The sequence below is a fragment of the Frateuria terrea genome (assembly GCF_900115705.1).
Taxonomy (GTDB): Bacteria; Pseudomonadota; Gammaproteobacteria; order Xanthomonadales; family Rhodanobacteraceae; genus Frateuria_A; species Frateuria_A terrea.
Window position 1 is genome coordinate 1 of the sequence record NZ_FOXL01000004.1, and the last position, 13,527, is coordinate 13,527.

General features: G+C 67.3%; 11 protein-coding genes, 1 tRNA gene and 1 pseudogene. 10 read left to right on the forward strand and 3 right to left on the reverse strand.

The window, feature by feature from the left end; translation table 11 throughout:
* Positions 1 to 217: pseudogene (locus tag BMZ38_RS06675) on the reverse strand (transposase family protein); the annotation flags it as partial.
* Between the two features lie 130 nt (positions 218 to 347).
* The gene (gene trxB / locus BMZ38_RS06680) at positions 348 to 1,310 is read right to left on the reverse strand and encodes a thioredoxin-disulfide reductase (protein WP_091335698.1); all 963 of its coding nucleotides are present in this window, start codon (positions 1,308 to 1,310) and stop codon (positions 348 to 350) included.
* Positions 1,311 to 1,512: 202 nt separating this feature from the next.
* Between trxB and ald the strand changes: the two genes are divergently transcribed.
* From ald to BMZ38_RS06730, 10 genes are all read left to right on the forward strand, one after another.
* Positions 1,513 to 2,577 carry an alanine dehydrogenase gene (ald, locus tag BMZ38_RS06685; RefSeq protein WP_091335701.1) on the forward strand — a complete coding sequence of 355 codons (1,065 nt, stop codon included), beginning with the start codon at positions 1,513 to 1,515 and terminating at the stop codon, positions 2,575 to 2,577.
* Between the two features lie 229 nt (positions 2,578 to 2,806).
* Positions 2,807 to 5,131, forward strand: coding sequence for a DNA translocase FtsK (locus tag BMZ38_RS06690; RefSeq protein ID WP_175483729.1), 2,325 nt, complete (start codon positions 2,807 to 2,809; stop codon positions 5,129 to 5,131).
* 211 nt (positions 5,132 to 5,342) lie between these two features.
* Positions 5,343 to 6,005, forward strand: coding sequence for an outer membrane lipoprotein periplasmic chaperone LolA (gene lolA / locus BMZ38_RS06695; protein WP_091335703.1), 663 nt, complete (start codon positions 5,343 to 5,345; stop codon positions 6,003 to 6,005).
* 7 nt (positions 6,006 to 6,012) lie between these two features.
* Complete coding sequence (locus BMZ38_RS06700; RefSeq protein ID WP_091335705.1) at positions 6,013 to 6,699, forward strand: YoaK family protein; 687 nt, start codon at positions 6,013 to 6,015, stop codon at positions 6,697 to 6,699.
* Positions 6,700 to 6,874: 175 nt separating this feature from the next.
* Complete coding sequence (locus BMZ38_RS06705) at positions 6,875 to 8,209, forward strand: replication-associated recombination protein A (protein ID WP_091336522.1); 1,335 nt, start codon at positions 6,875 to 6,877, stop codon at positions 8,207 to 8,209.
* A gap of 99 nt (positions 8,210 to 8,308) precedes the next feature.
* On the forward strand, positions 8,309 to 8,887 hold the full coding sequence (locus tag BMZ38_RS06710; protein WP_091335709.1) for a hypothetical protein: 579 nt from the start codon (positions 8,309 to 8,311) through the stop codon (positions 8,885 to 8,887).
* A 118-nt stretch (positions 8,888 to 9,005) separates the two neighbouring features.
* Positions 9,006 to 10,286, forward strand: coding sequence for a serine--tRNA ligase (serS, locus tag BMZ38_RS06715; protein WP_091335711.1), 1,281 nt, complete (start codon positions 9,006 to 9,008; stop codon positions 10,284 to 10,286).
* 17 nt (positions 10,287 to 10,303) lie between these two features.
* A tRNA-Ser gene (locus BMZ38_RS06720) sits at positions 10,304 to 10,393 on the forward strand.
* Positions 10,394 to 10,560: 167 nt separating this feature from the next.
* Positions 10,561 to 11,595: a L,D-transpeptidase family protein gene (locus BMZ38_RS06725; protein ID WP_091335713.1), complete on the forward strand. Its 1,035-nt coding sequence runs from the start codon at positions 10,561 to 10,563 to the stop codon at positions 11,593 to 11,595.
* Positions 11,596 to 11,688: 93 nt separating this feature from the next.
* Positions 11,689 to 12,345 carry a murein L,D-transpeptidase catalytic domain family protein gene (locus BMZ38_RS06730; protein ID WP_342707641.1) on the forward strand — a complete coding sequence of 219 codons (657 nt, stop codon included), beginning with the start codon at positions 11,689 to 11,691 and terminating at the stop codon, positions 12,343 to 12,345.
* On the opposite strand, the gene BMZ38_RS06735 is transcribed toward BMZ38_RS06730, so the two are convergent.
* A complete protein-coding gene (locus tag BMZ38_RS06735; RefSeq protein WP_091336524.1) occupies positions 12,267 to 13,526 on the reverse strand; it encodes an acetate/propionate family kinase in 1,260 nt (419 codons plus the stop codon). The two genes, BMZ38_RS06730 and BMZ38_RS06735, sit on opposite strands and share 79 nt — an antisense overlap.
* Between the last annotated feature and the right edge of the window lies 1 nt (position 13,527).

Consider the following 13,527-nt stretch of genomic DNA (forward strand, 5'->3'; position numbering starts at 1 on the left):
CGACCCGAAGCGCAAACAGCGGAAGGTCACGCACCCGGCGAACGGTCGTCTCATGGACCTGCCGGCATCGGTTGCCGCAATGCGCGCAATGCATCGTTTTGGCGGACGGCTTCAGGTGGATCATCACCGTGCGGCTCTCGCCCTCCGGCCACACGACCCGCTCCACCCGGTATCCCTTCCAGCCACCCAGCGCCTCGATCGTCTTCCGATCCAGCATGGAACGTCCCTTAGACCTCTCTCGAAAGGTCTAAGTTATCGATGCTAGGGAAAACGCTCCACGGAAACCTGCGAAGAACCTTTTTATTGTGCCTGGCAGGTGCGGCGGCGAGCTTCGGCCCGCCCGGCATTCAGCCGATCAGGTGCTGCTGGTCCAGCCATCGCTCGGCATCCAGCGCGGCCATGCAGCCGAATCCCGCCGAAGTGATCGCCTGGCGGTAGACATGGTCGGCCACGTCACCGGCAGCGAACACGCCCGGCACCGAGGTCAGTGTGGCCATGCCGCTGGTGCCGCTCCTGATCTTGATATAACCATCGTGCATTTCGAGCTGCCCTTCGAAAATGCCGGTATTGGGCGTGTGGCCGATGGCGACGAAAAAGCCGGTCGCCTCGATGTCGCGCGTGGCGCCGGAGTTGACGTCCTTGACGCGCACGCCGGTGACGCCCGAAGCGTCGCCCAGCACCTCGTCGATGGCGCTGTTCCAGACCAGCTCGATCTTGCCCGCGGCGGCCTTCTCGAACAGCTTGTCCTGCATGATCTTCTCGGCGCGCAGCTTGTCGCGGCGATGGACCAGGGTGACCTTGCGCGCGATGTTGGCCAGGTACAACGCCTCTTCCACGGCGGTGTTGCCGCCGCCGACCACCACCACGTCCTGCTCGCGGAAGAAGAAGCCGTCGCAGGTGGCACAGGCGGATACGCCGCGGCCCTTGAACTTCTCCTCGCTGGCGATTCCCAGGTATTTGGCGGTCGCGCCGGTGGCGATGATCAGCGCATCGGCGGTGTACTCGCCCGAGTCGCCTTTCAGCCGGAATGGGCGCTGGCCGAGGTCGACCAAGTGGATGTGGTCGAAGATCATCTCGGTGTGGAAGCGCTCGGCGTGTTCGGCCATGCGCTGCATCAGCGCCGGCCCCTGCAGGCCTTCGACGTCACCCGGCCAGTTGTCCACCTCGGTGGTGGTCATCAGCTGGCCTCCCTGCTGCAGCCCGGTGACCAGCGTCGGCTTGAGGTTGGCACGTGCGGCGTACACCGCGGCGGTGTAGCCAGCCGGGCCGGAGCCGAGGATCAGCAGGCGGCTGTGCTTGGGGGTGCTCATCGTTATAATCCTTGGGTTTGCTGGTGGCTTTGATCGTTATTCGCCCGGCTCCCTGCGGCGTTACGTCGCCGGCCACCGGGGCGGTGCTGGAACCCGCCAAGGATGGGGAAGGGCGGACGGCGATTCAAGGTTCCTCGCGATGGCTTTCCCACTCCGCTGACGCGCTTGCGCCGGCCCAACCCCCACAGGATCGTCTACTGCCATGCGTATCGGTATTCCCTCCGAAACCAAGACCCTCGAGGGTCGCGTTGCCCTCGTCCCCGCCGCCGCCGCCGACCTGGTCCGCCGCGGCCACGAGGTGTTCATCCAGGCCGGCGCGGGCGAGAAGAGCGGCTTCTCCGACGCCGACTACACCAGTGAAGGCATCAAGGTCGTTCCCGATGCGGCGGCGCTGTACGAGAAGGGCGAATTGATCGTCAAGGTCAAGGAGCCGATCGCCGGCGACCTGGCGCTGCTGAAGAAGCACCACCTGTTGTTCTGCTACCTGCACCTGGCCGCCGAGCCGGAGCTCACCAAGCGCCTGCTGGAGATCGGCCTCACCGGCGTGGCGTTCGAGTCGGTGGAAGAGAACGGCGGCCTGCCGCTGCTGCTGCCGATGTCGGTGATCGCCGGCCGCATCGCCACGCAGATTGGTACGACCCTGCTCCATCGCCCGCAGGGCGGCAAGGGCAAGCTGCTCGGTGGCATGGCCTCCACGCCGCGCGGCAAGGTGGTGGTGCTGGGCGCCGGCGCCGCCGGTGGCAACGCTGCCGCGCTGGCCGCAGCCGCTGGGGCCAACGTGGTGGTGTTCGACAAGCGCCAGGATCGCCTCGCCGAAATGATGGCAATGGGCCCGAACGTCACCGCGCTGTATGCCTACGAGTCGTCGGTGGCGAAGGAAGTGCGCGATGCGGACCTGGTCGTCGGCGCCGTGCTGATCCCCAGCGCCAAGGCCCCGCGCGTGGTTACCGAGGACATGGTCAAGACCATGGAGAAGGGCTCGGTGCTGGTCGACATCTCGATCGACCAGGGCGGCTGCTTCGAGACCTCGCGCCCGACCACCTGGAAGGAGCCGACCTACGACGTGCACGGCGTGACCCACTTCTGCGTGACCAACATGCCGGGCGCCGTGCCGCAGACCTCGTCGGTGGCGATCTCGGCGGCGATCCTGCCGTACGTGCAGCGCCTGGCCGCCGGCAACCAGTGGCGCGACCACGCACCGCTGGCTGGCGGCATCAACGTCGACGGTGGCAAGCTGGTGCACCCGGCGCTGCAGGGCGTGGTTTGAAGCCTAAGCGGTAAATTCGGAACACCCGTTCGGGAGAGGGCGTTCCGTTAGGTGGTCAGGGTTTCAGGCGGAGCGTGATCTCGCGCTCCGCCCGGACCCTCGCCCCAGCCCTTCTCCCCGGTCGGAGAGGGAGCTTTGGAAAGCTTGCGCCTTTCCAGAAAAATCAAGCTTCTACCCCCTCAGCGCCCTGTGTAGACTTGGGACGAAGTCTCGAGGGGAATCCACTCCGGTGGCGCGAAGCGCAGCAAACGCAAAGAAAGCAATCGAATCGACCGGCCTGAGCGAAGAAGCCAAGCGCCGCCTGCGCGAAGTCGGCGCCCTGTTGCTGCTTCCGCTGGCGGTCTATCTGCTGGTCTGCCTGGCCAGCTACAACGACCAGGACCCCAGCTGGGGTCACGTCGGCACGGTCGAGCATGCACGCAACTTTGGTGGTGCGGTCGGGGCCAACATCGCCAACCTGCTGCGCTACATTTTCGGCTGGGTCTCCTACTGCTTCCCGCTGCTGTTCCTGCTGCTGGGCGTGCAGGTGCTGCGCCAGCATGGCGAAGAAGCGGAGCATCCGTGGGAATCCTCGCTGCGGTTGATAGGTTTCGTGTTCTTCTTCGTCACGGCGCCGGCACTGCTGTATCTGAACTTCACCGAGCCGGTGCTGCCGCAGGGCGTGGGCGGCATCATCGGGCAGTGGGTCGGACACGGCCTGCTGCAGGCGTTCGGCGAGAAGGGTGCACCGCTGCTCCTGCTGGCGCTGTTCCTGATCGCGGTGACGCTGGCCACCGGCCTGTCCTGGTTCAAGGTGATGGACTGGACCGGACAGGGCACGTTGATGGTGGTCGGCTGGCTGCGCGGCAAGCTCAAGCAGGCGCCGGAAGCGGCCAAGGCGCAGCAGGCCCGCGCCGAGCGCGAAGTCGTCAAGAAGGCCGAGGCGGTGAAGCAGGCCAGGCGCGAGCCAGTGCGCATCGAGACTCCGCCTGCGCCAGTGGCCAAGAGCGAGCGCGCGAAACTCGAGACGCAGATACCGCTGTTCGTCGGCGCCTCGCAACCCGGCGAATTGCCGCCGCTTTCGCTGCTGGACGAGGCACCGGAGCAAGGCCCGGGGTATTCGGAAGAAACGCTCGAAGTGCTCTCGCGCCAGGTCGAGCTCAAGCTCAAGGATTTCCGCATCGAGGCCAAGGTGGTCGGCGTCTACCCCGGCCCGGTGATCACCCGTTTCGAGCTCGAACCGGCCGCCGGCGTGCGCGGCTCGCAGGTTTCCAGCCTGGACAAGGACATCGCCCGCGGCCTGTCGGTGGTGAGCGTGCGCGTGGTCGACGTGATCCCGGGCAAGAACGTGATCGGCCTGGAGATCCCCAACGCCAGGAAGCAGATCGTGTATCTGTCCGAGATCCTGCGTTCGGATAGATACGACCAGATGAAGTCGCCGCTCGCGCTTGCCCTGGGCAAGGACATCGGCGGCAAGCCGGTGGTCACGGATCTGGCCAAGATGCCGCACCTGCTGGTGGCCGGTACCACCGGCTCGGGCAAATCCGTCGCGGTCAACGCGATGGTGCTTTCGCTGCTCTACAAGGCGAGTCCGAAAGACGTCCGCATGATCATGATCGATCCGAAGATGCTGGAGCTCTCGGTGTACGAGGGCATTCCGCACCTGCTCGCGCCGGTCGTGACCGACATGAAGGAAGCGGCCAACGCGCTGCGCTGGTGCGTGGCCGAGATGGAGCGTCGCTACAAGCTGATGGCCGCGGTGGGCGTGCGCAACCTGGGCGGCTTCAACAAGAAGGTCAAGGACGCCGAGGCGGCTGGGCAGCCCTTGCTCGACCCGCTGTTCCGCCCCAATCCGGAGATGCCCAACCTGGCGGCCGAGCCGCTCGAGCCGCTGCCCTACATCGTCATCATCATCGACGAATTCGCCGACATGATGATGATCGTCGGCAAGAAGGTGGAGGAGCTGATCGCCCGCCTGGCGCAGAAGGCTCGCGCCGCTGGCGTGCACCTGGTGCTGGCCACGCAGCGTCCGTCGGTGGACGTCATTACCGGCCTGATCAAGGCCAACATCCCGACTCGCATCGCCTTCCAGGTGTCCAGCAAGATCGACTCGCGCACGATCCTCGATCAGTCCGGAGCAGAGGCGCTGCTCGGCCACGGCGACATGCTCTACCTGCCGCCGGGGACCGCCACCCCCGAACGCGTGCACGGCGCCTTCGTCGACGACCACGAGGTGCACGGCGTGGTCGCCTGGCTGAAGGCACAGGGCGCACCGCAATACATCGAGGGCGTGCTGGAGGAAGTGCAGGCCACCGCCGATGGCAAGTTCATCAATGACTCGGGCCTGCCGCAGGACGGCGAGGAAGGCGGCGATGCCGACGCGCAGCTCTACGACAAGGCCGTGGCCGTGGTCACGCAGACCCGCCGCGCCTCGATTTCCGGCGTGCAGCGCCACCTGCGCATCGGCTACAACCGGGCCGCGCGGCTGATCGAGCAGATGGAACAGGACGGCGTGGTCAGCGCACCGCAGCACAACGGCAACCGCGAGGTGCTCGCCCCGCCGCCGCCGAAGTAATGTCGCGCCCATTTGGCCGGCTCGAAGCAAGTTCGGCGTGCCAGTGTCCCGCTCCCTCTTCCCGCCGGGGGAGGGCCGGGGCGAGGGGCCACTCTTGCGGGAAATCCACTCACATGCGATCGCCATGTTCCCGCACCCATCATCAGCTTGAACCGCGATTAAGCCGCCGCTACCCAAACTTCCCCGCACGTTCTCGAGAAACAGGGCTTCCATGAACCGCCTTGCCGTCACCTTCTTCGCCACGCTCGCGCTGTCCCTGGCAGGTCTGGCCAACGCCGCCGTGGGCCCCGCGCGCCAGCGCCTGGATGCCTTCGCCACCGGCCTGCATTCGCTCAAGGGCCGCTTCACCCAGACCCTGACCGACGCCAGCGGGCAGGGCGCCAAGAGCAGTTCGGGCACGCTCGCGCTGGAAGCACCGCGCGAATTCCGCTGGGACACGCTCGCGCCCTACAAGCAGACCATCGTCGCCGACGGCAGCCGCGTGTGGCTTTACGACCCGGAGCTGGAGCAGGTCACCGTGCGCGTGCAGAGCACCGAGGAAGCGCACAGCCCGCTGACCGTGATCACCGACCTCAAGCAGCTCGACCGCGACTTCAAGGTCACCGAGCAGGGCGAGCGTGACGGCCTGAGCTGGCTGCGCCTGACCTCGAAGGCCAGGGACCCGCAGTTCGGCTACGCGGACCTCGGTTTCGACGCCAGCGGTCTGAAGCGGATGGTGTTCCAGGACCAGCTTGGCGCCATCACCGACATCCGTTTCGCCGACTGGCAGCGCAACGTCGAGCTGCCGGCAACGACCTTCAACTTCACGCCCCCGCCGGGCGCCGACGTGATCGGCGACCTGCCGGTGATGACTACCCATCCGCTGAAGGATTGATCCGGGCATGCCCGTGCTGCGCCAGCTGCCGCGCTGGGCGTGGGTGGGCGGGGCCGCGCTCGCCTTTATTGCCGGCCTGGTCAACGCGGCGGGCTACATGGGTTTTCGCCATCAGTCGATCAGCAACCTGACCGGCTCGACGACGTTGCTCGGCATCTCGCTGGGCACCGGAGATGGCGGAGAAGCCTTGCATTGGGCCTTGTCGCTGCTGGCTTTCGTCGTCGGTGCGACGGCCAGCGGCGCGATCGTGCAGAAAGGCACGCTCAAGCTCGGCCGGCCTTATGGCGTGGCGCTGCTGATCGAGTCTGTGCTGCTTTTCCTTGCCGTACCGTTGCTGGGTCGCCAGTGCGCTGCCGGTCTTTGGCTGGCGTCGATGGCCTGCGGCCTGCAGAACGGCATGGTCAGCACCTACAGCGGCATGGTCTTTCGCACCACCCACGTCTCGGGCATGTTCACTGACCTTGGCATCTACCTGGGTCATCGCCTGCGTGGGCTCGAGGTGGATGCGCTGCGCGTGCGTGTCTGCCTGCTGGTGATCGGCAGCTTCATGCTCGGTGGCGTCGTCGGCGCCATCCTCTATGGCTTCCTGCGCGAGCGCAGCCTGCTGATCCCGGCCGTGCTGACCGGGTTGTGCGGGTTTGGGTACGGCCTCTACCGCCAGCTCAAGGGCGAGGCGGCCGCGAATAGCTCCTGACATCTTGTTCCGGTCCGCACTCGGCCAACCGGGGGGGGCGATGGCTGGAGCCGCGCTGGTGCAGGGTCGCTGGCCTCTCCACCGTTCGTCCAAGCAAGGGTGATGAACCCCGGATCGCCCAACGATGTTCTCGGGCGCCGCTGCAGCGGCGATGGCGAGTCTCTATCATGCCCCGATGGCATCGCCTTCATCACCGGGCCTGTTCCCCGATCCCGACTCCGACGCGCTGAAGCCGCTGGCCGAGCGCATGCGCCCGCGCAGTTTCGACGAGATCGTCGGCCAGCCGCGGCTGACCGCCGCCGGATCGCCGCTGCGCCGCGCACTGGAAGCGGGCAAGGTGCACTCGATGGTGCTGTGGGGGCCGCCCGGTTGCGGCAAGACTACGCTGGCGCTGCTGGTGGCCCGCTACGCCGATGCGGATTTCCGCGCCATCTCGGCGGTGCTCTCCGGCCTGCCGGACGTGCGCAAGGCGCTGGCCGAGGCCGAGGCCAACTTCGCCAGCGGCCGGCGCACCGTGCTGTTCGTGGACGAGGTGCATCGCTTCAACAAGGCCCAGCAGGATGCCTTCCTGCCGCACATCGAGCGAGGCGTGATCGTCTTCGTCGGCGCCACCACCGAGAATCCGTCGTTCGAGCTGAACTCCGCTTTGCTCTCGCGGTGCCGCGTACACGTTCTGGAGGCGGTGTCGGCCGATGCCATCGTCGCCGCACTGGAGCGCGCGCTGGCGGACGACGTGCGCGGCCTGGGCCGGCTGCAGCTCGATGTCGCGTCCGAATCGTTGAAGCTGATCGCCCAGGCCGCCGACGGCGACGTGCGCCGCGGGCTCACGCTGCTGGAAATTGCCGCCGAACTTGCCGTCGACGGCCACATCGACGAGACCACGCTGACGCAGGTGCTGGCCGACCGCACGCGCCGCTTCGACAAGGGCGGCGAGCAGTTCTACGACCAGATCTCGGCGCTGCACAAATCGGTGCGCTCATCCGACCCGGATGCCGCGGTGTACTGGCTTTGCCGCATGCTCGACGGCGGCTGCGATCCGCTGTACCTCGCCCGTCGCATGACGCGCATGGCGGTCGAGGACGTCGGCCTGGCCGAACCCCGCGCCTGGCGCATGGCGCTGGACGCGTGGGACACCTACGAGCGCCTGGGCAGCCCGGAGGGTGAACTGGGCCTGGCGCAACTGGCCATCTGGCTCGCCATCGCACCGAAGAGCAACGCCGCCTACGTGGCCTGCAACAAGGCACGCGCCGCCGTGCGCGAGACCGGCACGCTCGAGGTGCCGATGCACCTGCGCAATGCGCCTACCAAGCTGATGAAAGGGCTGGGCTACGGCAAGGGATACCAGTACGACCACGACGCCAGGGGGGGCATCGCCCTCGACCAGCAATGCCTGCCCGACGCCCTCGACGGCACGGTGTTCTACGAGCCGGTGGACCGCGGGCTGGAGCAGAAGCTGCGCGAAAAGCTGCTCGCCCTGCGCGAATCCCGCCGCCAGGCGCGCGAAAGGTAGCCCTCTCTTCCCTCGGCCACGCCCGGCGAGGGGATGGCCCTTGCCCGACGCACTGCAACACCCCTAGATTCGGCGCTGGCAACCGGGGAGGGGAGCACCATGCGTATCCTGATCGCCGCACTCATCGGCGGCATCGTGATGTTCATCTGGGGCGCCATCGCGCACATGGCGCTGGGCCTGGGCAATCCGGGCATCCACCCGCCGGCGCACGAGGACGCGGTGCTGTCCAGCCTGCACGAGGGCCTGGGCAATGAACCGGGCGTCTACATCCTGCCCTGGCTCGGCCCCGATGCCATGCACGACCAGGCGGCGGTCAAGGCCTACGGTGCCAAGGCCAGCACCGCGCCGTATGCCTGGGTGGTCTACCTGCCGCAAGGGGAGGACATGACCCGCATGGGCCGGCCGCTGGTGATGCAGTGGGTATCCGACACGCTGGCGGCGCTCGTGCTTGCCGCTCTCATGAGCCTGCCCGGACTGGGGCTTGGCCGCCGGCTCGCCCTGGCCGGCGCGGCTGCCATCTTCGCCTGGCTCAGCACCATGGTGCCGTACTGGAACTGGTACCGCTTTCCAGCCAGCTTCACCGTGGCGGCGCTGGCCGAGCAGGTGATCGGCTGGCTGCTCGCTGGCGCGGCTATGGCCTGGTGGATCGGTCGCCTGGAGCGCAGGTCCGCGCTCTGACAAGCGTCTCGTGGCGTCGCCACCATGCCCCGAAATGGGGCGGCGCGGCATTCGCGTTGCTAGCGTGTGCCCCCGACAGCGATAATCGCCCGTTCAAGCACTTCGACGGAACGCCCTCATGCTGGACCCCGCTCTCCTGCGCTCGCGCCTGGCCGACACCGCCGCGCGTCTGAAGCAAACCCGCGGCTTCGAACTGGACGTGGGCGCCGTCGAGGCGTTGGAGAGCGAGCGCAAGCGGCTCTCCACCGAGACGCAGGAACTGCAGAACCTGCGCAACACCCGCTCCAAGGCGATCGGCCAGGCCAAGGCCAAGGGCGAAGACGTCGCGCCGCTGATGGCCGAAGTCGCCGGCATCGGCGACAAGCTCAAGGCCAACGAACAGGCGCTGGGCGAAGTGCAGTGCAAGCTGGCCGGCATCGCGCTCGGCATCCCCAATCTCCCGCACGCGTCGGTGCCTATCGGCAAGGACGAGAGCGACAACGTAGAGATCAGCCGGTGGGGCGAGCCGCGCAGCTTTGATTTCCCCGTCAAGGATCACGTCGAGCTGGGCGAGCGCCACGGCTGGCTCGACGGCGACGCCGGGGCGAAACTCTCCGGCGCCCGGTTCACCGTGCTGCGGGGCCAGCTGGCCCACCTGCACCGCGCGCTGGGCCAGTTCATGCTCGACCTGCACACTGCCGAGCACGGCTACCTCGAATGCAACGTGCCGGTGATCGTCAACGCCGACAGCATGCAGGGCACCGGCCAGCTGCCGAAATTCGAGGACGACCTGTTCGCCACCCAGGTCGGCGATGCCAGGCGCTACCTGATTCCCACCGCCGAGGTGCCGTTGACCAACCTGGTGCGCGACACCATCCAGGAAGCCGACGCGCTGCCGCTGCGCATGACTTCGCACACGCCGTGTTTCCGGGCCGAAGCCGGCAGCTACGGCCGCGACACCCGCGGCATGATCCGCCAGCACCAGTTCGAAAAAGTGGAGATGGTGCAGGTCGCCCGCCCGGACCAGTCGCACGCGCAGCTGGAAGAGATGGTCGGACACGCCGAAACCGTGTTGCAGAAGCTCGGCCTGCCGTACCGCAAGATGCTCCTGTGCAGCGGGGACATGGGCTTCACCGCCGCCAAGACCTACGACCTGGAAGTGTGGCTGCCCAGCCAGAACACCTACCGCGAGATCTCCAGCTGCTCCAACTGCGAGGACTTCCAGGCCCGCCGCCTGCAGGCCCGCGTGCGCAACACGGAAACGGGCAAGCCCGAGCTCGTCCACACCCTCAACGGCTCGGGGCTGGCCATCGGCCGCACCTTGATCGCGGTGATGGAGAACTACCAGAACGCCGACGGTTCGATTACCGTTCCCGACGCAATCAGGCCCTACCTGCGAGGCCTCGATCGCCTCGCCTGAGCAGGGCGCACAACAATGGAGAGATGGCCGAGCGGTTTAAGGCACCGGTCTTGAAAACCGGCGAAGGGTCAAACCTTCCGTGGGTTCGAATCCCACTCTCTCCGCCATAAAGAAAGCTGGGCCCCTGATTTCAGGGGCTTTTTGTTGCACGTTCGTCCAGACCCACGCTCTGCCCCATACCTCGGCTGTCAGCGTCAGATCGCTCGCAGGAGCAAGCAAGACCCACAGGGAGAAAACACCTCTTGACCTTGGTCAACGGGGAGACGGCCCCGTCATGCACGATGACACCGGGTCACACGCGAGATCGCTCGTGGACTGTGTCGATAGCACCGCAGCCGGGCTTGGGCCGCGCCATGTGCCTGCTCGCCATGGCTTGCTGCTGGCGCTCGTGAGCCTGCTCGCGCTTGCGGGCCGATCCGCCGCAGGCGTGCCCGGGGACAAATCGTTCTGGCGGCCCGAGCTCGCGCCGAGCGGTCCCATGGTGATGCTGGTCAGCCTCGACGAGCAGCGCATCTATGTCTACCGCAATGGGGTCGCCATCGGCGCCAGCCGCATCAGTACCGGCCGTCGTGGGCACGAAACACCCACGGGCGTTTACACGATCCTCCAAAAGGAGCGCGAGCACCGTTCCAATCTCTACGACAACGCCTCCATGCCGTTCATGCAGCGGCTGACCTGGGATGGGCTTGCGCTGCATGCAGGCGTGCTTCCAGGCCATCCAGCGTCGCACGGTTGTATCCGCTTGCCGCCGGCGTTTGCCGAGCGGCTGTTCGTGATCAGCCCCCGTGGGACCGTGGTGGTGGTTGCCGACCAGCGCGTCGCACCCCCGCAGATCAACCACCCGGCGGCGATCGCACCGCTCGGGTTGGAGGGCACCGGCCTGGCAAACGACGGGCGGGTGCCCTGGCCGGCGGATGATGGTGGGCCGTTGAGCGTGGTGGCGAGCATCCATGATCGCGCTCTGTATGTCCTCCAGTCGGGACGGCTTGTCGCGAGCAGCCCAATAAGCGTGCCTGCGGGTTTTACTACCGGCGGCATGCTGCTGTACGTGCGACGCGCCGGGCCCCAGGGGGCGCCGGAGGAGGGCGGCGGGCTCTGGTCGGCTTACCGGATTCTCGGCAAGGGGCCGGCGCCTGCACCGCGCGAGCTGGCCCGTGCGCTCAAGGTGCCGGACGCGTTCGGTGCACAGCTTCGCCAGCGCATCAGCGTAGGCACTACTGTGCTGGTCACCGACCTCCCCGCACGGGGTGGTCAGCCGGTACCTTACGGCACCCTGCTCGAGGCATTGGAAACGCCCGCGGCGCGCTAGCGATTAATTAAGGGCACGTGGGGCACTCTTGGGCGTGTTTTGTCCCCCCACTTCAGGCGGTTGCCCTTGCCGTTCCGATACCTGCTTCCCCTCGTGTTGCTGTTGCCAGCGGCCGCTGCCGCAACCGATACCGTTTCCAATCCACTTGCCCAGGCCTTGAGCCGCGCGGCGCCCGCGGCCAACCCCAAGGTCCTGGCCCTGGCCACCCGGGCGCTCGCCTGCGTGCAGCGAAGCATGCCCGCGCAGACGCTCAGCGTGATCGACTATTCGTTGCCGTCCACCACGCCACGGCTGTGGGTGTTTGGCCTCGGGCCGCACCCGCATCTGTTGTTCCACGAACTGGTCGCGCACGGGCGCAACAGCGGCGACAACCTGGCCGACCGGTTCTCCAACCAGCCAGGCAGCCTGATGTCGAGCCTGGGCACGTTCGTGACGGATGGCACCTACACCGGCCACAACGGCTATTCGTTGCGCCTCAAGGGCATCGACGGGAATTTCAACGACCAGGCCGAAAGCCGCGCGATCGTGATCCATGGCGCCCACTACGTCAGCGAAGCGTTTGCCCGCAGCCAGGGCCGGTTGGGCCGCAGCTGGGGGTGTCCGGCGGTGCGCGCGGGTGTCGCGCACAAGCTGATCGACGCCATCGCCGCCCATTCGGTGGTGTTCGCTTACTACCCCGATCCGCGCTGGCTGCAGGGCTCGCGCGTGCTGGGTGATTGCGGGGGCAACGAAGTGCTGTCCTCGCGCTGAGCCTCCGCGTCGGTGAGCAGGTCGTGCACGTGGCGGCAGATCTGCCGCTCTTCTTCGGTGGGTATCACGCGCACGTCGCAGGCGGCGCCATCCATGCCGATCCGTAGCCCACCGGCCCGGTTGCGCGCAGGATCCAGCCGGATGCCCGCCCATGACAGACCATCGCAGATGTCGGCGCGCGCCTGCGCATCGTGTTCGCCGATGCCCCCGGTGAAGACGAGCGCGTCGATGCCTTGAAGCACGGCGGCCATCGCCGCGATCTGCTTGCGTACCGACAGCACGAACATCGCGATGGCCAGCCGCGCGAACGGGTCCGTGCGCTCTACCTTCCTTAGCCGGCGCAGGTCGCCGCTGACGCCGGAAACCCCTAGCAGGCCGGAACGGTGATCCACCAGGCGCTCGATCGCGCGCGCGTCCATGCCTTTTTCACGGGCGAGCCAGGCCAGTACGCCTGGGTCCAGGTCGCCGCTGCGCGTGGCCATCATCACACCGCCACTGGGCGTCATGCCCATGCTGGTATCCATGGACCGGCCCTTGCGCACGGCAGTGACGCTGGCGCCGCTGCCCAGGTGGGCGATCACCAGCCGTGCAGGGGCCTGCGGCCATTGCGCCAGGATCGATGCGCAGGACAGGCCGTGGAAACCGTAGCGCTGCACTCCGGCAGCCTGCAGTGCGCGATCCACCGGCAGGGTGCGCGCTTCGTCGGGCAGCGCAGCATGGAAAGCGGTATCCAGGCAAGCGACCTGCGGAAGTGCCGGAAACCGTCTCTGCGCGGCACGGACCACGGCCAGCGCCGCTGGTACGTGCAATGGCGCGAACGCGCTGGCCGCCTCCAGTTGCGCCATGACCGTGGCGTCGATGCGCGCATGCGCGCGCAACTGCGCACCGCCATGCACGATGCGGTGGCCAATGGCGTCCGGAGCAGGCACGTCCATGCCGTCCAGGACGCGGGCGATGCGCGAAAAGGCCTGCACGCCGTCGGCCATCGGCACGGTCTCCTCGTGCAGGGTGTCGCCGCCATGGCCGTCGCGCACGCGCAGCAGCCCGGCAGAGCTTCCGATCGCCTGGGCTTCGCCGGCGACGCGCGGTGCCGCCTCGCAACCGCGCGCACTGAACAGGCCGAACTTGAGCGACGAGGAGCCACTGTTGATCGCCAGCACGTGGAAGCCTGATCGGCGCATG

Excerpts from the sequence above, each read along its gene's own strand:
- BMZ38_RS06700 (WP_091335705.1), top strand. The coding sequence starts at position 6,013 with ATGCCCGTGCTGCGCCAGCTGCCGCGCTGGGCGTGGGTGGGCGGGGCC.
- ald (WP_091335701.1), top strand. The coding sequence starts at position 1,513 with ATGCGTATCGGTATTCCCTCCGAAACCAAGACCCTCGAGGGTCGCGTT.
- lolA (WP_091335703.1), top strand. The coding sequence starts at position 5,343 with ATGAACCGCCTTGCCGTCACCTTCTTCGCCACGCTCGCGCTGTCCCTG.
- trxB (WP_091335698.1), bottom strand. The coding sequence starts at position 1,310 with ATGAGCACCCCCAAGCACAGCCGCCTGCTGATCCTCGGCTCCGGCCCG.
- serS (WP_091335711.1), top strand. The coding sequence starts at position 9,006 with ATGCTGGACCCCGCTCTCCTGCGCTCGCGCCTGGCCGACACCGCCGCG.
- BMZ38_RS06705 (WP_091336522.1), top strand. The coding sequence starts at position 6,875 with ATGGCATCGCCTTCATCACCGGGCCTGTTCCCCGATCCCGACTCCGAC.
- BMZ38_RS06725 (WP_091335713.1), top strand. The coding sequence starts at position 10,561 with ATGCACGATGACACCGGGTCACACGCGAGATCGCTCGTGGACTGTGTC.
- BMZ38_RS06710 (WP_091335709.1), top strand. The coding sequence starts at position 8,309 with ATGCGTATCCTGATCGCCGCACTCATCGGCGGCATCGTGATGTTCATC.
- BMZ38_RS06735 (WP_091336524.1), bottom strand. The coding sequence starts at position 13,526 with ATGCGCCGATCAGGCTTCCACGTGCTGGCGATCAACAGTGGCTCCTCG.